Origin of the sequence: Flavobacterium johnsoniae (genome assembly GCF_030388325.1) — a bacterium.
In the GTDB taxonomy this organism is placed as follows: Bacteria; Bacteroidota; Bacteroidia; order Flavobacteriales; family Flavobacteriaceae; genus Flavobacterium; species Flavobacterium johnsoniae_C.
Genome location: NZ_CP103794.1, coordinates 2,768,661 through 2,793,723, shown reverse-complemented (window position 1 = coordinate 2,793,723; position 25,063 = coordinate 2,768,661). Strand labels below are relative to the sequence as shown.

Genomic DNA, 25,063 nt, shown 5'->3' with positions numbered 1-25,063 from the left:
CTTTACTAAAATTCTTTGTTATGGATATACAAGCAGAAATTAACTGGATTCATCAAGAAATTGATAAAGTAAAAGATCCCTCTTTTGTAGAAAAACTAAAAAACCTTTTACTTTCAATTAATAATACCGCAATTGACTCGGATGCAGCTTATAATTTAGATATAGAAAATGCCTTAGATAGTATCAAAAAAGGTGATTTCTATACCGAAGATCAGGCTAAAGAAATTGCGAAAAAATGGGGAAGAAAATAATTTGGTCAAGCAATGCTTTGAATCAATTAGAAGACATTCATTTTTATATTTTCTTCGAAAGTAAATCTATCAAAATTGCAGATAAAGTAATTAATACCGTGTTTGAAAGTACCGAAATACTTAAAACACAATCTGAAATTTACAAACTAGATAAACAGAAAACTAATAATGATGGTACTTTCAGAGTTTATTCTGTTTATGAATATAGTATTTCTTATCAAATAACTGTCGACTCAATTTACATTTTGCGAGTTCGCCATAATGCTCGAAAATCAAAAAAACATTCATGGAAGATATAATTCACATTCAGAAAACATTTGAAAAAGTTGTTTACATCAACAAAAAAATAAATAATCGAGAGTTTGAAGATTGTGTTTTTAAAAATTGTGATTTTTCTAGCAGCAATTTTGGTTCCAATACTTTTTTAGATTGCGAATTTATTGACTGCAATTTATCTATGACAAGTCTAGCGGGAACTAGTTTAAAAAATGTCACTTTTAGAAACTGTAAACTTCTTGGAATCGCTTTTAACGAATGTGACGATTTCTTATTTCAAGTCCAGTTTGAAGAATGCGTTTTAGATTACGCTTTATTTTCAAACAAAAAAATGCCTAAAACTAAATTCATCAATTCTTCGGTTCGCGAAGTAACTTTTATCGGAACGAATTTAACAAGTTCTGTTTTTGACAATTGCAATCTTGACGGAGCTATTTTCAACGAGACACAATTGGCGGGAGTTAACTTTAAAACGGCTTACAATTACAAAATCGATCCTGAATTTAATCCGATGAAAAAAGCGCAATTTTCTAATGAAGGAATTGTCGGGCTTCTGGATAAATATGACATTAAAATTGTATAAATATGAGTGCTGATTTTTCTTATTTAGAAAGTGCCAAAAAGCAATTTTTGTATTATAAAATGCTTGGCGAAAAAGCAATAAATCAACTTGAGCCAGAACAGCTTTTTATTGCTTTTAATGAAGACACAAACAGCATTGCTACGATTATAAAACACATTTCAGGAAATATGCTTTCGCGTTGGACCGATTTTTTAACCACAGATGGAGAAAAAGAATGGCGAAACCGAGATTCTGAATTCGAAAATGATTTAAAATCAAAAGAAGAAGTTTTAGAACTTTGGAATAAAGGCTGGAATTGCCTTGAAAATGCTTTAGAAAATTTAACTCCAGCGCAGCTTTCAGACATCATTTATATTAGAAACGAAGGACATACAGTTATCGAAGCCATAAATCGTCAATTGGCACATTATCCATATCATATCGGACAGATTGTTTTTTATGCCAAACAATTGAAAAAAGGCGAATGGAACAGTTTATCGATTCCGAAAAATAAATCAGGAAATTACAACGCTGAAAAGTTTGCCAAAGAAAAAGAAATTAAGAACTTTACTGACGATGAATTAAAAAGACTGAAATGATAAAAGCTATAAGCTTTACGCTATATGCAATAAGCAAAACCGCTTATTAATCGAGCTTAAAGCCTATTGCCTAAAGCTTAAAGCATAAAAAAAATGAAAAAAATTATATTCTTATTTCCTTTTTTGGCATTAGTTTCTTGTTATAATGCCGAACACAATTGCAAAGATTTTAAAACCGGAAAATTTAAATTTGAATACGAAGTAAATGGCGTAAAAAAAACAACTTTTTTTGAACGCAAAGATGATATCGAAATCGAAACTTTTGAAGGAAAAACAGATACCGCAACCATTCGTTGGGTAAGTGATTGCGAATATATTCTGCAAAAAAAGCATCCCAAAAACATGGCTGAAGAAAAAGCTATCAGCATGAAAATTTTAACGACTTCTAAAGATTCCTATACTTTTGAATTTGGAATGGTCGGCTCTGAAGAAAAACAGCGCGGCACAGTTCATAAAGTTGAATAATTCTTGATTTTATAAAAATTTAAGCTCCATTTTAGGAGCTTTTTTTTGGATTGAAAAACTTTATTGAGTTACTTGTGAAGATCCCTCGTTCCTCGGGATGACAAAACTGTGAGCAAAACCTTTGTCTCTTTGCAACTCTGTCCCTTTGTCACTCAAAAAATAAACGTGTTTCTTTTACATTTCTATTTAAAATAGTACTTTAGAACTTTAATCTAGCCACATGAAAAATACCATTTCGCAGAGAGTTGCTGACTTTTTAAAAGGTTATCCGCCCTTTAATTTTTTACATCAGAAAGATTTAGAAAAACTGTCCGAACAGATTTCTATTATTTATAAAGAAAAAGATGCCGTTATATTTGCAGAAAACGACAAAACTCACGATTCTTTTTATGTGGTTCACAAAGGCGCTGTTGCTCTAAAAAAAAGCACTAAAAATACCGTTTTAGACATGTGCGATGAAGGTGATATTTTCGGTCTTCGTCCGCTTTTGGCACAAGAAAATTATATTATGGAAGCCGTCGCGCACGAGGAAAGTATTTTGTACGCTATTCCAATTGCGGTTTTTAAACCTTATGCGCTCGAAAACAGAAATGTTGGTAATTTCTTGATTGAAAGTTACGCTTCAAATACTCGAAATCCGTATTCTGACATTCATAAAGATAAATTATACGGTGATGATTTGTTAGATGATAATCTTCATTCTAACAATCATTCTTTTGATTTAGCTCCTATAAAATATTCTAAAAAAATTGTGACTTGCAGTCCGTCTACAACCGTTCGCGATGTTGCTATCATTATGAATAAAAAGAAAGTTGGAGCCATTCTGATTGTAGATGAAATGCTTCCAATCGGTATTTTGACCGACAAAGATCTTCGTAATAAAATTGTAACTGGAGATTTCCCAATTACAACAACAGCCGAAACGATAATGACAAAACCTGTTATTACGTATCCCAAAAAAATGACCGTTACCGAAGCTCAAATGGCGATGATGAAAAGCAATATCAGCCATTTATGTTTAACCAAAGACGGAACTGTAAATACAAAAGCTGTTGGTATTTTATCGAAACATGATGTTATGGTTGCGCTTGGAAACAATCCTGCGGTTTTAATAAAAGCTTTAAAACGTACCAAAAAAATCAAGGAAATAAAACCGATTCGAAACCAAATAATGCAATTGTTGCAAGGCTATTTGGATCAAAATATTCCGATGACCTTAATTACCAAAATTATTACAGAACTAAATGAAGCTTGCACTACTCGTGTAATCGAAATTTGTATCGATAAAATGAGTAGTCCTCCACCAGTAAAATTTGCCTGGCTAGCAATGGGAAGTCAAGGAAGAGGTGAACAAATGTTGCATACCGATCAAGATAATGCTATTGTTTACGAAAATGTAAATGAAGTTTTTAGAGATGAAACCAGAATTTATTTTCAAAAATTTGCTGGACTTGTCAATAAAGGTCTTTTTGAAATTGGATATGATTATTGCCCAGCCGATATGATGGCTTCGAGTCCAAAATGGTGTATGAGTTTAGATGATTGGAAAGCTCAAGTGCATCATTGGATTACTAATCCAGGAAAGAATGAGGTTTTATTATCTTTCATTTTCTTTGATTATAGCTCTACATATGGCGATACAGAAATTGTAAGTCAGTTGTCAGATTATATTTTTGAAACTATAAAAGCAAATCCGATTTTCTATATGCATTTAGTGAGCGGAGCTTTGCAAAGTCCGTCTCCTACAGGTTTCTTTAGACAATTTTTGGTTGAACAAGACGGTGCAAACAAAGACAATTTTGATATTAAACGAAGAGCTTTAATGCCGCTTACAGATGCTGCACGCGTTTTAATTTTATCGCATTCTATTAAAGGAATCAGCAATACAGCAGAGCGATTTGAAAAATTAGCTGAATTGGAAACTAATAATAGAGAATTATATTTATCGTGTTCTTATTCATTCAAAGCTTTATTAAAATTTAGAACAAAACAAGGACTTTTGCATCATGATTCTGGTCAGTTTATTGAATTGGAATCTTTAACCAAAATGGAAAAAATTAAATTGAAACGTACTTTTAAAACCATTAAAGAGCTTCAGGAATTAATTTCGGTTCGTTTTAACATTTCAAATCTGGTATAATAATGAGTTTATTCAATTTTTGGAAAAAAGAAGAAAACAATCTCTTTGATGAAAATATCACAATCGAAGAAACTCGTTTTGTTGTTTTAGATACAGAAACCACTGGTTTTGATTATGAGAATGATCGTATGCTATGCATTGGTGCTCTGGTTCTTCAAAACGGAATTATAAATGTTCAGCAAAGTTTTGAGGTTTATCTTAAACAAGATCATTATGATAAATCTACCGCACAAATTCATGGTATTTTAAAAGATTTACTTGTCAAACGTCCAACTGAATTAGAGGCTTTACAGCAGTTTTTAGATTTTCTGGGCGATTCTATAATTATTGCTCATCACACTATTTTTGATGTTACCATGATTAATAAAGCGCTGGAAAGAAACGGACTTCCGCAATTGACAAACAAAACTCTCGATACAGCCTATTTATATAAAAAAACGCTAATTCAATCTCATTTGTTTGAGCGAAAAGATCATTATACTTTAGACGATCTTGCCGATAAATTTGATATTTCTAAAAAAGACAGACATACCGCTTTGGGCGATGCGTACATTACTGCAATTGCCTTTCTTAAGATTGTTAAAAAACTAAAAGATAAGAAAGCAGTAAATCTAAATCAGCTTTTTAAGCCTCTTTAAGATTTTTTTATGAGTCTTAAATTTACATTCTAAACTTCCAATTTACTATTTGATAATATTAGACTTACAATTATTAGCATTAATAAAAAATTAACATAACCTGTATTTTGTTTTAGAAAGATAGCTTTGCTCTATCGAAAAAAAAACACAAAAAACAATTATGAAAACTAACCTTCTTAAATCTATTGCTTTATTTGGAATAGCGAGTCTTTCCTTAGTAAGCTGTCAAAATGATGACAAAGATTCTAAAAACGATGTAAATGCTAGCATCGATTTTACATCTCAATCAAAAGTACCTGCTTTTGTTTATCCGATGACTGGATTCGAAAGCTTAAAAATCAGCACTTTAATTGCAAGTTCTGATATTTTACCACAATCACCTTCGTTTGTTTACGGAGCGCAGCCAGATGGTGCGGGATTAATGAAAGATCCAAACAGTGATGGTTATATTTTGATTACAAACCACGAAATCTTACAATCAGTTTCAAGAGTATATTTAGATAAAACTTTTAAACCAGTTAAAGGTGATTATATAGTTGATGGCGTTGGAGGTTTAACACGTTTGTGTTCTGCAACTTTAGCAACGCCAGAAATCCACGGATTTGGTCCTATCTTTTTAACGGCTGGAGAAAGCGGTCAAGAAAGTATGGTACACGGAATTAATCCTTTAGGTTTGTCTTCAGATAAAGCAAGAACAGACAGAGTTTTACCTGCTTTAGGAAAAGCAAGTATGGAAAATGCTGTTCCGCTTCCAAAAGAAGCTTATCCTGGAAAAACAGTTATTTTAATTGGAGAAGATCAATCTTACGCAACTTCTCACGTAAGTGCAGGTCAGCTAATTATGTATGTAAGTACAGTTGGTGACTTAAATAACGGAAAATTATATGCTTTAAAAAGAACTGATGGAAATCAGGTTGAAACAACAATAACATTAAACAACTCATATCCAGTTGAATTTGTTGAAATTCCAAATGCAAAAAACTTAACCGGAGCTGTAATTAACACTACTGTAAATGACTTAAAAGCGATTCGTTTTTCTAGAGTTGAAGACGTAGATTACAGAAAAGGAAGAGCAACTAACAACAGAGAAATCTATTTTACTGCTACTGGTCAAGCAACAAATAATGCTCCGGTTGAAGGTTATACCATGTGGGGAAGAGTTTATAAATTGAAACTTGATGCTACAAACCCTTTAAAAGGAACTTTAGAATTAGCTGTTGAAGGTGATAGTACTCCTGGAACTGGAATCATTAATCCAGATAACTTATGTGTGACTGAAAACTACGTTTACATTCAGGAAGATGGTGACAGCTATTACACAGCCGCTCAACACGATTCATACATTTGGCAGTACAGCATTGCTTCAAAACAAAACAAAGCATGGTTAAACATGAACCACAAAAGAACTGATGTGGCATGGAATACACTATACAACCAAACTGGCGAAATGAGATTTGGAAGCTGGGAATATGGTGCTATGGAAGACATTTCAGATATTATCGGTGTTCCAAACACTTTTACGGTAAATATTCACCCACACACTTGGCAGAGCGATGCATTTAAAAATGCAGATGGTTCTGGAACTCAAACTAACAAAGAAGGTGGACAAACTGTAATTATTAGAAACGTACAGCGATAAATTTCTATCAAAATCTATTTGACAACCCTTATTTTACAGTAAGGGTTGTTTCTATTACAACACCATTATGAAATTCAACCATTTTACTTTTCTATTTATAATATTTTGTTTCTTCATTTCCTGTAAAGAAAACAAAACATCAAAATCTACAGTTAAACAAGAATTGCTTATTAATTTAAGTAAACTAGATAATGAAATTGCAAAATTTCAAAAACTGGTAACAAACAATTCATCACAAAAAGAAATTGTAGAGCAATTTAAAAAATCACGTTTAGTATATAAAAGGACTGAATGGGCAATTGAATATTTTATTCCGGAAACAGCCAGATTCATGAACGGTCCTGCTCTTGACGAAATGGAACTTGAAGAAAACAGATCTTTTGAACCTCACGGATTTCAGGTTATGGAAGAAATTATTTATCCAGAATATGACATCAAAAGTAAAGAAGATTTAATACGAGAATTAAATATTTTTCGAGCAAATATTAAACAGCTTAATAACACTTTTGATGTAATAGCTATAAGCGATGATTATGTGCTAGACGCCATTCAGCAGAATGTTTTCAGGGTTATTGCTCTAGGAATAACAGGTTTTGATAGTCCGATTTTACAGTCCTCAATTCTCGAAACTGGAGAAAGTTTAATCTCAATTCCTGAAACCCTTGAAAAAATTAATACTGATAATAAATCATTATCTAAATTAAAAGAAATTACAAAAAAGGCTCAAGAATATTGTGCTAAGAATAATAATTTTAATTCTTTTAATCGTGCGGTTTTCATTAGCGAATATCTAAATCCGATTTCTAAAAAATTAAAAGCATTTCAAAAAGAAGAAAAAATTAAAAATGTAAAAAAATCTAGTCCGTTAAAACCATCAATTGAAACTTTATTTGACAAAGAGGCTTTTGATGTAAATGCCTTTGTACTTTCGGAAGATTATAATTTTACAAAAGAAAAAGCCGTTTTGGGTGAAAAATTATTTTACGATAAAAGCCTTTCTAAAAATAACGATCGAAGCTGTGCAAGCTGCCATAATCCTGAAAAGGCTTTTACAGACGGTTTAAAAACAAACGTATCATTAACTGGAATAAATTTAGCCAGAAATACTCCTACTCTAACCTATGCGTCTTTGCAAAATGCACAATTTTGGGATATGCGTCAATTGGATTTAGAAAAACAAAGTGTAGATGTAATTCAGAATAAAGATGAAATGCATGGCTCAATGGAGAATATTCATGCTAAAATTCAAACAGATAAAAAATATGTCGAACTCTTTAAAAAAGCATATCCAAAAACATCAAAACCAGAAGCTTGGCAGATTCAAAATGCGATTGCCAGTTATGTACGCTCTTTAAATAGTTTTGATTCAAGGTTTGATGAATATATGAGAGGAAATAAAACTGCTTTGAATAATGAAGAAATTGACGGAATGAATCTTTTCATGGGAAAAGCAAAATGTGCAACTTGTCATTTTACGCCATTGTTTAACGGAACAGTTCCGCCAAGTTATTCCAAAACCGAACATGAAGTTATCGGAACTCCTAATGAAGCATCGGGAAAATCTCTAAGTCCAGACAAGGGGCGTTACTTATACAATCAAATGCCGCAATTGGTTGGCGCTTTCAAAACACCAACCGTAAGAAATTCAGCTGTTACAGCGCCATACATGCATAACGGAGTTTTCAAAACGCTAGAAGAAGTGGTTTCATTTTACAATAAAGGTGGCGGAATTGGTTTAGGTTACGAAGTGGAAAATCAAACCCTACCATTTGATAAACTAAATTTAACGATAAAAGAAGAAAAAGCGCTTGTTGCTTTTATGAAAACGCTTACGGATAAAAAATACCAGTAAAACCAAAATAAAACCTCAATTAAACAAAACCGCCGAAAATTTCTTTTCGGCGGTTTTTATTTAGTCAATAAACATTCTATATGGAAACACATTTGACGATCTATTTTTAAGATTTTTCATGAAGCTTTCGCATAAATATTCCCATTCTGATTTTGACAAATGTTGTTTTTCTTCAGGATTTGTCTTGATATGAATATCAACTGTTCGGCTAAATCCAGCTGTAACAGATATTTCTTTTCGTGTTCCTTTTTCTATTCTGATATCTTCTATTGAGTTTTTAAAATGATTAAATCCGAAGGCCTTGATATCAGCAAATGTAACGATTCTTCCACGGGTTAATAAAGCATTTCTGTAAGCTAAAATCCTGTCTTTATTGTTTTGTTTGTTCAATCCGCCAACTGTATTCGTCATAAGAGTTGTTGTATGACTCACAAAAAATAAATCATCTTTGCATTCTAAAACAGTTCCGGCTTTAATATCATTTCCTTCCTCTGCACATGTTGACCAATAAGTAATTTTAAATGATTTCCCTATTGAATCATCAGCTTTAGGCTTAATCATTAAATAAGGATCATTATTTTTAGAAAAACTACTCTCTTTGGCTTGCTGTTCTACAGAATTTAACAATTGGTTAATTTCGACCAAAGAGCTATTCATAAAATCTTTTCCTAAACCAGCAAAAGACGAACTTTCATCTTTTAATAAATCTAAAACGTTTTGCAATAACTGAGAAGCTGTTCTAGAATCAAATCTGGAAACCCCTTCTGTTCTCAATACAGCACTTCCTTCTTCCAAAATGCCTTCTTTAAATTCTTTTATTTCATAACGTTTGTTAAGTCCATCTACAACAGCGTCTATATCAAGAAAGATATCATTTTTAGTATCTAATGCTACATAAGATAAAAAAGTGTCTAGCGTCTTGGTTAGATCATGTTTCTTCTTATTGATTACTGGAAAACAGTTTGCTGTAAAAGAAACATTATCGATAATTTCTGGAACTAGTGATTCTGGAAATATCATTTTTAGCCAAATAACAGATTTATCACTTTCTACAGCTTCTTCAAAAGGCTTATATTCAGCAGCATATTCTTTTATGTTTTTATATTTTAAACTTCCTTTTAAAGTGTAAAAATTATCGAAATAAAACTCATTAACTTCCTGCATGATTTCAGTAAGATTAGAATAATTGTTATTGATAATTCCTTCAATATCAAGATTATTAAGAGGTACATTATAACCTTCTTTTACTTTTATCTCTTTATCATCAAGAAAACATTTCATTTGTTTTAAATAATAATGAAACATTTCTTTTTGATGGGTGTTTTTAATGTCGATATACAACATTAAATCTTCGATCTCTATTACTTTTTCATCGCTTAATTCAATTCCTAAAAAAATCTCTCCAGATGGCAAAGTATGATTGTAATCTCTAACAACATCTTTATAAAAAAGATTCGAGATTTGATATAAATTTCTTTCGTAAGCAATATATTTTACTTCGCAGGCAGACAGTTTTACTTCGAGAGTTGGCGCAAGTACTATCTCTTTTGTAATTGGTGCAAGCGGATTATAAATATTATGAATTCTTCTGCTTGCCGTCATTTGATTTTGCAGAGAAACTTTTATATTATTTTCTATTGGCAATGCATGCAGAATTGCTCTTGCGGGTTTTGCTCCCGATGTCACTTCTGGAAACATAATTTCTAATACTCTCTCGACTACACGGGTTTTAGAATCTTCGAGTTCGTGGGCAATTTTTTCCAATTCATAGGATAATGCGTTTAACATCATCGATACAACTGGATCAAAAGATGTTTCCATTTCTACATCTGAAAATCCCCATGATTTGGCCGCTCTTTTTAATACTCTGTCTTTTATTCGTTCTTGTCTCATGATATCATTTTTTCAGTGTAATTGAATTACAAATTCATTTTTCTAAAAACATTTTATTTTTTCAAAAACTCGCTGTCGTTTCTAAACATATAAATGGTTGTATTTTTACTTTTTTGCAAAGTATCGTGTTTAGAAAGATCTGATTTTCGATAGACTTTTTTATTTTCATAACCTTCTCTTTTTAAGTTTATGATACAATTTGATTTTGATTTCACATTCAGACTAAAGTAACCAGTGCTGTCTGTTTGTATACTGTTTCCGTTGATATTGATGCTGACATTTTTAATGGGTTTGTTTGAGTCAAAATCATGTACATAGCCCGAAAAAGTGCTTTGGGTACAGCTGGATAAGAATAAGGTGATAAAGATTAATGTGATCTTTATATTTGATTTGAATTTATTTTTTAATAATATAAATACTGAAAAAGACATATAGCTATTGTTTGATTGTCTTTTCCTCAAAAAAGTTTATTTATTTTTTTGTTTTTGTATAAACTTATTTTAGGAAAGAGAAATGGTAACAGAATGATCGAGACGTTCGCGATAGCCGGTGGAGATCTATCTATTATAATCTTAGTTTATTTTATTGAATCTTTTTCTCTTATTATATATAATTTTTTTTCATCATTCGTAAATAAACTATAATTTAAAGATTTATTCAAATAATACATTAACGATTCAAAATATTCTCTTTCACCTCTATGTAAAGAACCTATTTGTTTTTTATTAATAATTATAGGTGTTTTTGATGGCCAGTTTTCATCAAGAAATAATGAATCATATATTTTAAGAGTATCATTACTAACAACGATATTTGAAAATAATTGACCTTTCCACCAATCAGATTGATAAGAAGTATTACCTCCGCCTGGGATTATTATTTTTTGATTCTTAATCTTATGAAAGTATTTATAAACTATATTTTTATTTACCAATATTTCCCAATCTTTTTCAGCTTTATTATATTTTTTGAATAAGGTGTTGGAGCCTTCTCTTGAACTTAATAGTTCATCCAGCGAAATTCGTTTTGAAATATCTGTAAACGTGTAGTAGTTAAACCATTCGCCGTTCATTAAATAAACAATTATGTATACTGTTCTATTTAATTCTATAATTTCAGGTTCTATTTCATCATTTTGTTTTTTTATCACTTTTGAATCATCTTTAGATTCAACGTAATTAAAATCATAATCAATTATTCTAAATTGTGCTTTATTGAATATTTCATCTATCATTTTTTTTTCAGTAACACGATCTGCGTTCATTCTCTCATTTTGTAAAATAAATTTTATCTTATTTTTTTTTCCGTCTAATGGCCAAGTTCTAAAATATTTTTGTTTTTTGTTAACTATATAGTTATTTAGCAGTTCTTCTTTTCCCATTTTGTAGTTCTCAACAAATGATATACTATCTATAATCTCACCTTTTTTATTTAATTTAAAAAAGTTTTTTATAATATCAAAACCTTCTTTTTTATTCGTTGTGACTACAATTAATTCCTTTGATGGCAACAATACTACTTCAATCGGATCGAAGCTTTTAAACAATAATTTCAAATAATGATTTCCAAACTGTATTGTATCTTTGATTTCTATCGAATCTAAGGACTTATAATTTTTATATTCTTCTGGCAATCTATTATTTTGTGCATTATTACAGCTTATAAAACCGAAAATAATGAACACAATTAATATATGTCTATTCATAATAAATTTTTAATTTAAATAAATCATAATTAAGTTCAGGCGAATATTATCTTTACCTATTTATTCCTAATTACTTTTTTATCTCTCTACTTTATATTTTTATACATCATTCCGCCCAGCATACTAGGTGACCAATCAAATACCCTTGTACTGTCTGCTTCAAAGGGCTTACCATTGAGCATAAGCGCAACGTTATTTTCTTTCGAGATTTTGATCTGCACATCAATTTTACCACCTGATTTTTTAAAAACTTCATTTACTTTTTCCCAACTAAAATAGAGATAAGCCTGTTTTTTATCTTCGTCTTTTTTGCCTGTCATCCAGACTACATTAATTTCTGACGGAACTGCTCTTTCTTTATAAACAGGATCAATTACCCATGGGCGAAGCATACATTCTATTTCGCCATTGTAAAACGAAGTCTGAACTTGTATGAGTTCTGTTTTAGGATTTTCTGAAATCACTACGGGGCGCCAATTGTAACGGCTGCGATAATTGTACCATTTTTGAGGGCTTGCATCTGTAAGAAAATATTCTTTAGCCGCTTCATCATATCTTTCAGAAGTTAAACCATATTTCTTTAAATATTTTTTCTTTATTTTTTCAATAATTACTGTATCTGATAGTATCTCTGCCTGATATCTGCCTAGCTCTATACGGGTAATCCCAAAATTTAACCACACTACCACCATCCCTTTTGGCGCAAAACCAAAAACAAGAGTGCTGAAACTGTCGTACGAGTTTCCGCTCGAAGATTTGTGGCCTCGACCCAGTTTTTTATATTCCTGTGTTTCTCCGTTTTCATCATCTATTCTCGCATAGGCTCTTTCCATATAATCCTTAATAGTATCTATAGGAAAATCGACATTTAAACGATAAAAAACATCTTCATAGCGGGAATAAAAAGTTATATCCGCTCCAATGGGAGTTCCGCGTTGTGCTGTCCATGTAGAACCTGAATCACCCCATCTTCCAGAAGAGCTCCCATAAGGCAAACCTGCATAAACTCCTTCTAAAGTTTTTATGGTATCGTAAATAGGAGTTACGTCATACTTGCTATCTGGAGCAGATATCTCAACATAAAATTCCGGTAAGTTTTTTTTCATCTGGCATTGTATTATTTGAATAAAAAGTAGTAAGAATACTACACTGACTACAATTTTAATTAGTCTATCCATATTGTATGTTACGGGTTCTTTCTGTTGCTTTTTTTATACCTCCTACTCTGGGACCCAACCCAAATTTAGTTGCACTGGCAGACCAATGCAGGTACTCTCTTCTAAGTGTCTTCAAATCATTTGCATGAATAAAATCCTTATAATGCATTTTTTTTACTTCTGCTAAATATTCTTTTTGAACATTTTCACCTTCATTAAACCGTTTTACATATTGATTTCTTACATGCGTACAGGTGTTGATATAATGCACTAACTGTTTGTCTACGCCCATTAAAAATGGGTCTTTTATCTTATGATCATTTATATTTAAAGTTTTATAAAACACATCAAATTGTTTCGAATAATGAAACATCCGATTGAGCGACACTTTATCATACGTCCTGTGAACTTCTTTTTTTATACCTACCAAACCGTAATATCCTACGGGATTATCATTGTATTCTTCTGGTACTTTTTGGGTAAAATCTTTAGTGTACGAATGAATAATATGCAATTGATCAGGACTATACCAGCCTTCCTCAATCAATATTTCTTTGAATTTTTCGCATTCCCTATTAAAATAAGGCTCATAAAAAAGATCTACTCTTTCAGAATCATTCTCTACATAACAGCCCCCAATATCAGAATGCACTCCTGGCAGCGTGATTTCTAAGCCGTTTATTCCAGCACTGTCAATGTTGGTTAAATCAAAATTATCGCGATGCTCATCATCGGCCGCAAACTGCAATACAAAAGAGGCTTTTTTTACAGCATCTAATCCTAACTGTTTGGTATCGTTATCAATAATGCTGACACCAAAAACTTCTTTGCCTCGATGGTCTACCCCATAAGCAGCAACAGTATCGTATAAACCAATAAATCTGAAAATAATTTCATTAGGAGTAAATCCCTGAGCTGCCAGACAGGCGCCAAAAAAGCCATGCTTTTTTACCAGTGCATCCGTTTCATCCGTTTTTGCATAGGTCACTCCCTTCAGACCGTACGGAGGCAGGGCTGTTTCCTTACTGCTAAGCAGTGGTGTATGGGTTACGGCTGGCGTGGTGGCCACATGCAGAAAATGCCTAGCAGCTGTTGCTCCTCGGCTAAAACCATATACATTTACCTCAAGTATCATTTTCTTTCCTGCATATTTCTGTAAACTTTCAGCAGACAAAAAACAAGCTTTAGTCACTTTGGCTTTAACCCCTCGTTCTCCTTCGCCCTGCGGAATTCCTGAGTTGTCGGGCATATTTCCAAAAAAAGTAGTTTCGCTTTCTGAATCTTCCGTACCAATTCCTTCTATATAAATCCTAATTTGGTTTTCCTTATTTGGGTCTACCGCATCATAACCACGCGCTACATTAGAATAATCATTGGTATAACTGTCATCCAGATGGTTGGAATTTTCATGTTCTTTTCCTGCTTCTGTATTTGTTTTATTGTTTTGTGTTCCATCAAAAAACAGATTTAATCGCACGATTTTTTCATCAGACATCGAATCATCAGGATGCAGCGGTTCATAATTATGATAATTTATGCCTTCTTCTCCGTACTGTCTGTTATGTTTGGCTGCTGCTATTGTAAGATCTCCTTCAGTAGCATGTATTTCTATATTGCCAGTAGCCGTTTCGGTAAGTCTTCCTTCTATAATACTTATGATACTCATGATTATCCGTTTTTAGAGGTTTCACCACTATGGTTATTTACATTTTTAGCGCCAAGCATCGTAATATTTTCTTCTGTACTATTTATGAATATTTCTTTAGCGCGTTTTTTGATATCTTTACTTTCAGTTTCTTTGTTTCCTTTTATCCATTCACGTACGCTTCCTGTAACATTTAGGATGAAATTAATTCCTATAGTTAGGAATTTTGACCCTGTAATAATTTCTGTATAATTGCCTCCAACTGTATTGGTTTTATTAAGACCAACATTGGTTATCATATTTTGCCCAGCATTTATATTGATGTCTTCTCCTGCATTTAGTGTTAGATTTTTAGGAGCATCGCAAGTCATACTTCCGTTTCCATCCATAAAATATTTGTTCCCACTTGGATCTTCAATTAAAACACTTCCATCAGCATCATTTAGGATAATTATAATTCCAGAACGGGTTTGTATAACCTTTAAATCATTTTTAGGAGTATTATGACCTGATGTTTCACTTCCATTGTAATGCGCACCCATTACATAAGGATTTTGGGAATTTCCTCCTTCAAAACCAACCAAAACTTCTTCTCCAATTTCTGGGATAAAATAAAAACCTTTTCCGGCTCCGGTATGTGGCTGAATCATTCTGATCCACTGACTTGTTTTGGTTGCCGCTCCCCAATAGAATTCCACTTTTATGCGTCCGAGACCTTCGGGATCATTGTTATCTGCAATTTTCGCAGGTTGTGTTTCTGCTTTGGCAAAAACTTTTGTATTGGTATAATGCGGCGCGGAAACATCAGCAGGAATCGCTTTGAATTCGCAGGTATAATTGCCATGAACTTCTGAGTGGTGTGTGGCTTCGATACAGACAAGCTGGTGTTCTATGGTTTGATTTACAATAGTAAATGTCTGTCCTAATCCTAAAGGAAAATAAGATATTCCGCTGTAATACACACTGTTTGCATCACTTCCTGCTGTTTGCAGCGTGACCATTTCCTGTATTTCTTCTTTATTTTGTGCGTTATTTGTATAAGCGCCAATACTCAATTCACCTTGTGTTACGGTGCCTTGATTAAATCCTACTATAGAAGCAAAACTGTCCTTACTGCCTGTAGCTGTTTTTGCTGCTGCATCGCGAATTCCAGCTGCATTATTATAATCATAACCTGCTAACGAAATGGTGTGCGCAGTCATATTGGCTTGAATCTTAAAACTATGCAGAGAAGCTCCGTTAATGAGTTTAATTTTTGAGTTTTTAAGCTGTCCAAACTGCATGCGCATTCCGTCAAAATAAAACCACTGGCCGTATCGTGATGCCAGTCTTGTTAGAAATTCAAAATTGGTTTCGTTGTACTGCGCCATATAATTGAATTCTTTTAGATAAGTTGATCTAATAGATTCTCTCTGATAAAATTCTGTTGGTCCTTCAGACAATAAATCAAGCACAATGTCATCCATTCCTCTTTCCAGATAGGTTCTGGATTTTGGCAGATCGTCAATTACTTTGCTATGGCTTATTCCTGTAATATGCAGACCGGCTGCACTGCCGTGTCTATCAATAGAAGATAATTCAGTAATAATTCCTTTGCTCATAAGCTTGATACCAGTCACGCTCTTAAAAGTAAAAATCACTTCATCGCCAATGTATTTTCGCATTGCCTGCGCCTGATCAACCGGGTTTATAACTGCTTTAGCCGTATATTGCCACACAAATGAAAAATGGTGATGACCTGCCATTTTCTGTGACAGCTTTAAATCATAATAAATAATATTTTGTGTAAAACTGCCGATAGTTATGTGTACCTGTTCTGAAAAATGTCCCATAATGAAATAGTATTTTTTGTTTATTAAAAACTTAGTCTAAAGCAATCCAGTTATTGGAGAATTTTGCATCGCCAAAAGTCAGTTCTTTACTTACTAATTCCATTGTGATTTTCATTGGCACTTCTGTTGTACTTGTAAATTGTTCGTGATAGTTGATACAATATGCTTTTTCAAACGTTAGTTCTTTCATTTTACTTAAAGCATCTCTTCTGTAAAAAATAATTTTCCCATCTTTAGTCAAATCACTATTTAACATCCACGATAGAAATAGGCTGTTTTGTGTTGCCTCAATTATTATTTTTATAATTCCACCTTTTGCATTTCCGATTGGTTTGCTCGAATTATCAATCTCTTGTTTAAAATCTATGTTAAATTCAAGTACATTATATTCTTCACCGTCGATTTGTAATTTTGATAAAAAGCTCATTTTATATATATTTTAGTTAGTGTATTATTGGGTATTTAATAAAAAAGGAAGTCCTTGTATGGACTTCCTTTAATAGTTTCAAGCTTAATTAAGTTTGATGAAGTCCTGAGTTTTATACCCAAGCATTATCAAATTCACCTCCGCCCATCGAAATTTTACGTGCAGAAATCATAAAAGTCTCCGTTAACGGATTGTCACTGTTATGATCAAAGTTTTCTTTGTACTTCACCATGTAAGCCTCAGTAAATTTCAACTCTTTTAAAGTAGCATTAGAATCACGTTTAATGAATTTTACTGACCCGTCTTTTCTTTCGAAATTGTTTGTCATCCATTCGAACAATTCTGTACTGCCAGTTGATTCTACTTCGATCATAATTCTTCCTCCACGTGTTACCGTAGATGGACGACCAGAAGCATCAGTTTCCTGAGCTAAATCATAACTTACGTTAAGTACTTTGTAATCTTTTCCTGCAACTGTCAATGATGTTAAAAACGACATAATAAAAATTTTTAGTTATTAATTTATTTATTCATATTGTAAATATATAAATTATTTCTTACATAATTTTATTTTTAAATAAATAAAAACTTATAATTTTAACCAAAACTGTATACAGTCTCTATGCACTTAATTTTTACAAAAAATATTTTTTATTATTTGTAAGAAAGTGGTCCAACGAAGAAGTATCCTCTAAAATTAAATCCTCTATTAGTGCTTTTTATTGTTGCATCAATGATTATATCAACTCTTTTTTTTGATCTGCTTATATTATCAACCAAATACATTGTTTCTGACAATTCTACTTTGAGTTCATTTACTTTTATTCTGTTTTCATGCAAAAGCAACGATTGTTTCATTGTTTTAGAGATTGTCTCTTTTAATGTATTTTCATTCATTAATAAATCAAAATCTATTTCCCAGATTTTAGACCCAAAAGTTTCGTCAAATTTGCATTCTCCAAATGTGGTTGTGGCTAAAAGAATTACTTGCTGTGCAATAGAATGTTCTATCGAAGTTTTTTCCAGTTCTTTCTTTTGGAGTATTGCATTAAAATCTATTGGCAGTTTATAAAAAGCACCTTTCATTTCTTTAAATATAAATTAGCTTTTCTGTTTGACCCTTTTTATTAGTTTCTATAGATTTAGAAACCATTTTCCTTTTTATAATGTGAAGTTTTACTTTCGGAGTAAGTTTCAAAAACTTTTCACGATATAAAATATCTCCAATAAAACGCTGTCCTCTTTTTTCATCAACAATTACAAAGCAACTTGTTCCTTTTTGAACTTTAAGATTATTTATGTCACCAGCATAAATCTGAATATTGATTCCTTCTTGTTGAAAAGAATAAGTCAATTCATCTTGATTTAATTTTCTGTATTTCGAAATATCAAAACTTTCAATTGCCTCGTTTAAAGGTTCGAAGGAAATGTTTTCGAAAAGAAAATTTTTAGTAGCTAAAAACTTTAATCCAAGAAAATTCCATAATCCTTTTTTAGTTTTTTGTTCTTTAAAAAAGTAAGTGTCCCGCGTAACGAGATACATTTCCTTTTCATCTGTTTTACTGTCTGTTACAATCATTTGATAAGTAGGAACTTCAATCTCATTGGGAATTTCTGCAGTACCTAAATTCGTTTTCAAATTCACAGTTCCTATTTGCTTTTCAGAAATTACAATATCAATTGTATGCTGTTTTAAAGCCGAATCTGTTCTTACAATGATTTCTCCTTCCCCACTCCCTGCATAAAAAACAGAACCATTATTATCTGTTAGACCTAACGAAAGATTTAATTCTGGTATAGCCATATCTTAAAATTTCAATTACAAAAATTCAATATTAATTTTTAACGCTTTTTTACTTTATACAATTTCAAACAGTTCAGGTATTCTTTTAAATTATCATTATCAACACTATTTGGACTAAACTCATAATCTTTTTTAAGCGTAAAAAATTTAATTGAATTAATATTGTTTGCCATTATTTTCTTTATATCCTTTTGTCGTAATTGCAATACGGCTGTTCCATCGCAATTAACAGAAAATGAATTTTTTAAGATATATAACTCTCCTGATTTGAAATATAATTCTAAAGGTTGTTTTTGTTTGACACACACATTATCAGTAAAAATTTTAAAGTATAAGTATATTTTTCGTTTTCGTTTTCCGAGTTGAAAAACAGCATATTCAAAATCTTCATTGTAAACACGAAGTAGTATTGGAGGCACACTTGCAAAATTCTTTTTATCCAGTAATAATTCTTTTTGCGAAATAGGACAGTTTAAAGTATCTATCGGTTTTATTTTTTGTGCCGAAACTGAAAATGAATTAGAAAAAAATACAATTAAAAATAAAATTTTGAGAGCTTTCATGAATTTGAATTATTTGGTTTGATCATTCAAAAGATCAATAATTTGTTTAAAAAGGAAACACAAAAATTGTGTTTCCTTTCATTTATTTGAAAATTACTTTTGTTCGTAATCTGTATCCCATTCAGTTCCGTCATCGCCTTTATGACCATCCATTTTGATAAGGAAATTTTTAGCTGGAAAGTATGGTTTCATATGAATATCCATGTAAATTCTATCTTTTTGGATTGGATCTTGTTCAAATCTTCTGATTTCGAAATTCTCAATTAATTTATCTGGACCAGTGATTCCATCAAGAAAAGCTACAATTTGATTCATTATTTCTTTACGCGTTTTTGCCGTAAAGTTTTCAAACGCACGACGGTTAAGGAAATCCATCAATACTTTTGTCACATAATCAAAAACACGAACTACAGAATATGTTTGCAAACCTAGATTATCTCCGCTGAATAATGTTTTTGCAGAGAAAGCCATTACTTTTCCGTACTCGTTTACCATTGGCACTAAACCAAGGTTTTCAAGATTGGCGATTTCACTTTTCTTAAGATCAAACTTAACACCGTCAACTTCATTTATTCCTCCAAATTTTTTACCCGCAGTTACCTGAGACATCAATGTTTTATAGATTTTTCCAGCCAAAGCTGCCGAAGGCGCAATGTGTAAGTCTTCGCTTTCTCCTATTTGATCAAATCTGCCGCGTCCTACCAACCAGTTGCAAGTCATAATTACGTTAGAACGATAAGCATCGCCTCCAGTTAATGAAGCTGCATCGAACATTTCCATAACATCATCCGGTTCGTCAAGATGTTCAAAGTCGGTAACCAACATTACTTTGTTTTCATGTGCAATTTTTGCCCATTTTTCGATTACTTTATTTGATCCTAAATATCCTGGAATAACTAGAATACCATAATTGTTTTTAAGATCTAAACGATCATAATTATCTACTAATTCTGAGTGAATTGCATCGATAAAACGAGTATTATCAAGATCTTTTAACTGTTCAATATCAGCATTTACAATTGTAACGTTTTTAACTTTGTCTGTTTCTGTGTTTTTGAAAAACAAGGCAACAGTTCTATAAGCAGCTTCAATTTCTCTTGTGTCTTCAACGGCTTTAGCAAGGTTCTTTTTTAACAATACCTCAGACTCTTTGCATTTATCTTCACATTGCGCCACCATGTCGGTTAAAGCTTCATTGTTGCTTAAAATCGAAGACCATAATTCTAAAGTTTTTTTTAATGTTTCTCTTTCTTTGGTTTTATTAACTTCTCCAAGGAAAATTTTTCTTCTTGCTTTTCTGTCCGGATTTAGGTTTTGAATTCCTTCAATTGCCATTTCCAGTAAATCAAATCCACCATATTTAGCTAATTTCTCAACATTTTTCTCAATAGAAACACCCGAAACTTTACGTTCTAAAACTGCAGTATCTTCTCCGATATTTTGGTGTGCTTGTTTATTTGACATATCTTTTATTTTTTAATATTATTTATTTTCTTTTAATTCGTTAATCAACGTTCCAAGGCTTTCCAATAAAGCTTTTTTTGCTTCGCCATCTTCCAAAGCGGCTTTCAAAATTTTATTTGATTTTAACTGACGAATAATTTTTTGATATTGATCTTTTTCAGTTTCCAAATCAGAAAGAAAACTACTTTGAGCCGTAATTCCCTTTACACCAAAATCTCCTAAATTTTTGAACTTTAAAGCTTCCACTTTTGTAGCTCCGTCAGCGTTTTCAAAATTCACTTTTACTTCTGGTTTAAAGTGCTCAAAAGCTTTTTCTACATTCGTAATTCCTTCAACCAATTCTGGTTTAATTGGGGCATCAACAGTTAGTTTTTGTGCTACAAGTGTTCTGTTTTGAGGTATTGCAATGATCGCTTCATCTGCATCGATTTTTACTTCGTTCCCTCCAATTCCGTAGTTTGACAACATAATTTTAAATTTAAATAGTTATTATTTTTAATTGATATTTACTGATTTTGATAAATCTGACGACATACATCTAAATCGCGACTAACTTTTTCTAATTCTTCTTTGTATGTCTTAGCCGACTGATTTAAACTGTCTATTAAATGTGCATTGTGTGTAAGGCTTCTGATTTGTTTTTTATAATCGATAATATTTTTATACGCCAGAATAATATTGTTATACAATCGCTTATTGTCTGTAGTGTCTTTTGGTATTTTCTGATAAATATTAGCCACCATAACATTTGCCAAACGCTGTTGAAAATCATTATCTACTTTAGGCGAATTAATAGAATCGATTGTCATTCTCACGCTATCAATTTTGATTGAAAAACTGGTTTGATAATCGTATTCTCTTTTCATCATTTCATTCTCTGCTTTCAATATTTTATTTTCAGCCGTCGGCAGATAAAGGTTAAATGCTAATGCAGAAAACATCACGATAAAAGTGATGATAAAGGCACACAAAAAGGCGTAAAATGCCTTTTGACGCTCTTTTTTATTTAAAACTTCCATAATTTATATTTACTTTATAATTAATCTTTAATGAAAAAGCCATGTCTTTTTGGATTGTGAACGATATCTTTCTTTTCGGTTTCTGCCACAAATAATTCGATGTTTTCTTTTTTCTTTCCGATGTAATCCAGTTTGCTTAAAGTGTCGAACAGTTTTTCGATTTTCGAAAGGAAATTCATAGTCAATGTTGCAGTTTTGTCAATGTGAACATGATCGTAATTTGTGTTAATTAATGTTGTAAAAAGAACTTCCAAATCACCTTGAGATAAATCACACCATTCAGCGAAATAGTTTAAAAGTTCTTCTTTTCCTGCTCCTGATTTAGAATCAATAAAATTTTTCATTACTCTGGCAAAAGAAACTACAGTACTCAACATTGCAGCTGGATGCTGGTGCAACGAAAACCAGCGAAACTGTGTTAAACAATTGCCTAAGAAATAACTGGTATTGTCTGACAATTGTATTACCGTTTGTGCTAAAACACCAGACTGCTGAAATCGATTGATTTTTTGGGAAATTTGAACAGAATAAATCTCTATTTGACCAAATGATCTCGCAATTTGCGCCTGCATATCTGTCAATTTTGAATGGCAGCCCACTGTAACTGAAGCCGGGATATAATTTTCGTCTAAAACAGTTGTGTCACCAATTAAAATTTTTCCAATTGCCAGATAAAAACCTCCATAACCGATTCCTGATCGGAACTCTTCTGCTTTAATTAAGTGAAGTTTATATTCTGGTTGTGTATAAGGATATCTTGGCGGAACCTCATCTGGATCAGGTTCTCCAAACGGAATTCTCTTTCTGGAGTTAACCGAAATACAGGCAAGCAATTCTATTTGTTCACCATCTTTTATTTCATACGTATCTTCTGGATACGGAACCTGAAGATCCAGCGTATCTGTATTTGCCTTACTGATTTCGATTCTCGAGCCGTTTGGTGTAATGGCATGACATTCTTCTACTCTAACTCGCAAAAGTTTGTGATTATCGATTCCTAAAGTAATTTTGGTCGATTCTTTACTGTGATTTCCAGAATCTAATAATCCGTAACTTATTGGTGTGGTGTGAATTCCGATTGCATCATTTACCAATTCAGAAACATTGTCCTGCATTGCCAAAAAATGACTTTTATTGATTTTCATTCCATCTATCCAGTTGACCGGAAAGTGATTTAATTTTTCTATCATGATTTATTCTTTATTCTTTTTTTAAGTTTATTCCATAGCAAAATGCCTCATGCAATTGAATTACATAAGGTTTTTTAGGGATAATTATTAGCAGTGGTGGCTAGTAATTAAGGTTTATTTGTTTTTGGAAATTGTTTTAGGAGTTATTATGAATTTGCACTGAAAAGTTTTTATTGAGCAACGATTTTTAATAATATTTTGCACAAAGGATTATGCAGAAGTAAGATAATATATATTGAAGGCCAAAAAAACTATTTTTTTTCTAAACTATCATTTACAATATTTAGAGGTTCTCTAAATTTATTTGCCGTTTTAACTGAATCAATATCTTCCTCTTCATAATCATCGTCCATATCAATTTCTCTATTCTTCAAATCTTCGTTTGTATATTGATAAAATATTTCAAATATGTTCTTCTCCGGAACATATATCAATACTCTTTTCTCATTTTTAGTAAATATTAAAATACCATCAGATGGTGCTTTTTGTAGAACAGCACTATCCATGAAAATTTTAGCCCCTTTTTTAAAAGATTTAATTGTTGGTAGTTCATCTTCAAATTCTTTATAATATAATACATCACCATTTTCAGATAGTAAAAAAATAGCGCTGCTTCTAAAATCATTCTTTTCTAAAACAACAGCAATATCATCATTAATATATCCTTCGTCATAAGCCTGAGCTACTCCATTATATTGCTTTTTATTAGAAAAATTGCCGTAGGCAATAACTTTATTTGCCCTACTTGGTATTTTAGTAAAGAAATATGTTCCGTCCGTTAAATAATCATTTTGTAAAAATAATTGATGAATTACTTTCTTAAAACTCTCGCTGATTTTGTCATATTCACTAATTGTAAATATTCGTGGTTTATCCCTTTCATAACTAGAAGTTGTAGGTTTACCATGGACATAACTAACATATCCAAGCACACTAATAATGACTAGCAGCAAAAAAATAAATATTATAATTTTCTTTTTTTTATTACTTTTTGCAGCTGTATCTTCAGTCAAATTTTCAATTTTCATATAAAATTTATTTCATTGTTTAATTAAATACTCTTGTAACACTATGTCTAATTAAAAGTTTTTTTCTTACAAAAAAAATCTAGATTTGGTGCGTTTTTCTTCAACGAACCTCATTTTTTAGATTATTAATCTTCCCTTTTATAGCATCTATATCGAAATCTTTAAAGAATATTTTTCCAAATACTGTATTATCATAAGTGAAATTTTTATCATTTTCACCATCAAAACTAACTAATTCAAAACTATATTTGTGTAATAGAATTTTGTTAGATTTTAAGTCATACTTAAAAGTTATATAATCATTTCCTTTAATATCTCCAGCTTGATTATTTTCTTCAAATGTGAAATAATTATCTTTCACCACTAAATCTTGAAGACCTTCAGCCATCGAATTAAAAAAAGAAGTGTAAATAATGTTTTTATTTTCAAAAATATCATAGCCCTTTTCTTTCTTGATAAAAACGCAAACAGGTGATTCTTTTGTTAGCTTATTATTAGTTATTTCAGAAGGTTCAAAAATTATAATTTTATCTATTTGACCATCCATATTTAAATCACAATCTTTTTCGATTCTGGGATTGTATTTTTTTGATTTATATTTTGCTTTATAATCTTCCATATTATCTTTTGTATTATTATTAACAGTCAAATTATCTTCAATGAGTTCTTTGTTGTCTTTTTTAAATTCTAAATCTTTTTCTTTCTTTTTATTGCATGAAATTAAACTTAGGGTTAATATTAGAACCTTTAAAAAAAAACTTTTTTCTCATTTCAATTTTTATTTTATTCTACTTTTATATACAAATCTTACTAATCTTTAGCTAGCGCGAGCGTCTCGTTCGTGCACGCAATCTAAATTAAGATATAATATGCTTTAGAAATTTAATCCAAACTAATTATCACGAGCGAGACGC

Annotated in this window: 26 protein-coding genes; 9 read left to right on the top strand and 17 right to left on the bottom strand. The window is 31.6% G+C overall.

Annotation, left to right across the window (positions count from 1 at the left end):
* Positions 1-20 precede the first annotated feature (20 nt).
* The 9 genes from NYQ10_RS12115 (at position 21) to NYQ10_RS12075 (ending at position 8,422) form a co-directional block, all read left to right on the top strand.
* Complete coding sequence (locus NYQ10_RS12115; RefSeq protein WP_289876587.1) at positions 21-251, top strand: hypothetical protein; 231 nt, start codon at positions 21-23, stop codon at positions 249-251.
* Positions 236-550 (top strand): type II toxin-antitoxin system RelE/ParE family toxin, encoded by a 315-nt coding sequence (locus NYQ10_RS12110; protein WP_289876585.1) that lies wholly within the window; start codon positions 236-238, stop codon positions 548-550. The genes NYQ10_RS12115 and NYQ10_RS12110 overlap by 16 nt, the downstream gene beginning before the upstream one ends.
* A complete protein-coding gene (locus NYQ10_RS12105) occupies positions 538-1,110 on the top strand; it encodes a pentapeptide repeat-containing protein (RefSeq protein WP_289876584.1) in 573 nt (190 codons plus the stop codon). Before NYQ10_RS12110 ends, NYQ10_RS12105 begins: the two co-directional genes overlap by 13 nt.
* Before the next feature lie 2 nt (positions 1,111-1,112).
* Complete coding sequence (locus NYQ10_RS12100) at positions 1,113-1,688, top strand: DUF1572 family protein (protein ID WP_289876583.1); 576 nt, start codon at positions 1,113-1,115, stop codon at positions 1,686-1,688.
* 93 nt (positions 1,689-1,781) lie between these two features.
* Entirely contained in the window at positions 1,782-2,153 is a 372-nt protein-coding gene (locus tag NYQ10_RS12095; RefSeq protein WP_289876582.1) for a DNA topoisomerase IV, read from the top strand.
* 220 nt (positions 2,154-2,373) lie between these two features.
* A complete protein-coding gene (locus NYQ10_RS12090) occupies positions 2,374-4,293 on the top strand; it encodes a DUF294 nucleotidyltransferase-like domain-containing protein (protein ID WP_289876581.1) in 1,920 nt (639 codons plus the stop codon).
* Positions 4,294-4,295: 2 nt separating this feature from the next.
* Positions 4,296-4,931 carry a 3'-5' exonuclease gene (locus NYQ10_RS12085; protein WP_289876580.1) on the top strand — a complete coding sequence of 212 codons (636 nt, stop codon included), beginning with the start codon at positions 4,296-4,298 and terminating at the stop codon, positions 4,929-4,931.
* 160 nt (positions 4,932-5,091) lie between these two features.
* Positions 5,092-6,570, top strand: a complete 1,479-nt coding sequence (locus NYQ10_RS12080) for a hypothetical protein (RefSeq protein WP_289876579.1) — start codon at positions 5,092-5,094, stop codon at positions 6,568-6,570.
* 67 nt (positions 6,571-6,637) lie between these two features.
* Complete coding sequence (locus NYQ10_RS12075; RefSeq protein WP_289876578.1) at positions 6,638-8,422, top strand: cytochrome-c peroxidase; 1,785 nt, start codon at positions 6,638-6,640, stop codon at positions 8,420-8,422.
* 60 nt (positions 8,423-8,482) lie between these two features.
* Here the strand turns inward: NYQ10_RS12075 and NYQ10_RS12070 are convergent, their stop codons facing one another.
* The 17 genes from NYQ10_RS12070 to NYQ10_RS11990 all read right to left on the bottom strand — a co-directional run bounded on the left by NYQ10_RS12070 (position 8,483) and on the right by NYQ10_RS11990 (position 24,768).
* A complete protein-coding gene (locus NYQ10_RS12070; RefSeq protein ID WP_289876577.1) occupies positions 8,483-10,315 on the bottom strand; it encodes a type VI secretion system baseplate subunit TssF in 1,833 nt (610 codons plus the stop codon).
* A gap of 53 nt (positions 10,316-10,368) precedes the next feature.
* A complete protein-coding gene (locus NYQ10_RS12065; protein ID WP_289876576.1) occupies positions 10,369-10,746 on the bottom strand; it encodes a hypothetical protein in 378 nt (125 codons plus the stop codon).
* 146 nt (positions 10,747-10,892) lie between these two features.
* A complete protein-coding gene (locus tag NYQ10_RS12060; RefSeq protein ID WP_289876575.1) occupies positions 10,893-12,020 on the bottom strand; it encodes a hypothetical protein in 1,128 nt (375 codons plus the stop codon).
* An 86-nt stretch (positions 12,021-12,106) separates the two neighbouring features.
* Positions 12,107-13,126: a DUF2931 family protein gene (locus NYQ10_RS12055; RefSeq protein WP_289876574.1), complete on the bottom strand. Its 1,020-nt coding sequence runs from the start codon at positions 13,124-13,126 to the stop codon at positions 12,107-12,109.
* A gap of 64 nt (positions 13,127-13,190) precedes the next feature.
* Positions 13,191-14,843: a T6SS phospholipase effector Tle1-like catalytic domain-containing protein gene (locus NYQ10_RS12050; protein WP_289876573.1), complete on the bottom strand. Its 1,653-nt coding sequence runs from the start codon at positions 14,841-14,843 to the stop codon at positions 13,191-13,193.
* A 2-nt stretch (positions 14,844-14,845) separates the two neighbouring features.
* The gene (locus NYQ10_RS12045; RefSeq protein WP_289876572.1) at positions 14,846-16,654 is read right to left on the bottom strand and encodes a type VI secretion system Vgr family protein; all 1,809 of its coding nucleotides are present in this window, start codon (positions 16,652-16,654) and stop codon (positions 14,846-14,848) included.
* A 31-nt stretch (positions 16,655-16,685) separates the two neighbouring features.
* Positions 16,686-17,081, bottom strand: coding sequence for a type VI secretion system tube protein TssD (tssD, locus tag NYQ10_RS12040; RefSeq protein ID WP_289876571.1), 396 nt, complete (start codon positions 17,079-17,081; stop codon positions 16,686-16,688).
* Positions 17,082-17,193: 112 nt separating this feature from the next.
* Positions 17,194-17,580, bottom strand: coding sequence for a type VI secretion system tube protein TssD (tssD, locus tag NYQ10_RS12035; RefSeq protein ID WP_029269192.1), 387 nt, complete (start codon positions 17,578-17,580; stop codon positions 17,194-17,196).
* A gap of 155 nt (positions 17,581-17,735) precedes the next feature.
* On the bottom strand, positions 17,736-18,167 hold the full coding sequence (locus NYQ10_RS12030; RefSeq protein ID WP_289876570.1) for a GPW/gp25 family protein: 432 nt from the start codon (positions 18,165-18,167) through the stop codon (positions 17,736-17,738).
* Between the two features lie 4 nt (positions 18,168-18,171).
* Entirely contained in the window at positions 18,172-18,885 is a 714-nt protein-coding gene (locus tag NYQ10_RS12025) for a hypothetical protein (RefSeq protein ID WP_289876569.1), read from the bottom strand.
* A 38-nt stretch (positions 18,886-18,923) separates the two neighbouring features.
* Complete coding sequence (locus NYQ10_RS12020; RefSeq protein WP_289876568.1) at positions 18,924-19,448, bottom strand: hypothetical protein; 525 nt, start codon at positions 19,446-19,448, stop codon at positions 18,924-18,926.
* Between the two features lie 93 nt (positions 19,449-19,541).
* Positions 19,542-20,912, bottom strand: a complete 1,371-nt coding sequence (locus tag NYQ10_RS12015) for a DUF5458 family protein (protein ID WP_289876567.1) — start codon at positions 20,910-20,912, stop codon at positions 19,542-19,544.
* 18 nt (positions 20,913-20,930) lie between these two features.
* A complete protein-coding gene (locus NYQ10_RS12010; protein ID WP_289876566.1) occupies positions 20,931-21,380 on the bottom strand; it encodes a hypothetical protein in 450 nt (149 codons plus the stop codon).
* A gap of 38 nt (positions 21,381-21,418) precedes the next feature.
* Positions 21,419-21,931 carry a type VI secretion system TssO gene (gene tssO, locus NYQ10_RS12005; RefSeq protein WP_289876565.1) on the bottom strand — a complete coding sequence of 171 codons (513 nt, stop codon included), beginning with the start codon at positions 21,929-21,931 and terminating at the stop codon, positions 21,419-21,421.
* Positions 21,932-21,951: 20 nt separating this feature from the next.
* The gene (locus NYQ10_RS12000) at positions 21,952-23,121 is read right to left on the bottom strand and encodes a hypothetical protein (RefSeq protein WP_289876564.1); all 1,170 of its coding nucleotides are present in this window, start codon (positions 23,119-23,121) and stop codon (positions 21,952-21,954) included.
* Between the two features lie 251 nt (positions 23,122-23,372).
* Positions 23,373-24,149 (bottom strand): hypothetical protein, encoded by a 777-nt coding sequence (locus tag NYQ10_RS11995; RefSeq protein ID WP_289876563.1) that lies wholly within the window; start codon positions 24,147-24,149, stop codon positions 23,373-23,375.
* 100 nt (positions 24,150-24,249) lie between these two features.
* Positions 24,250-24,768 (bottom strand): hypothetical protein, encoded by a 519-nt coding sequence (locus NYQ10_RS11990; RefSeq protein ID WP_289876562.1) that lies wholly within the window; start codon positions 24,766-24,768, stop codon positions 24,250-24,252.
* Positions 24,769-25,063: the final 295 nt, after the last annotated feature.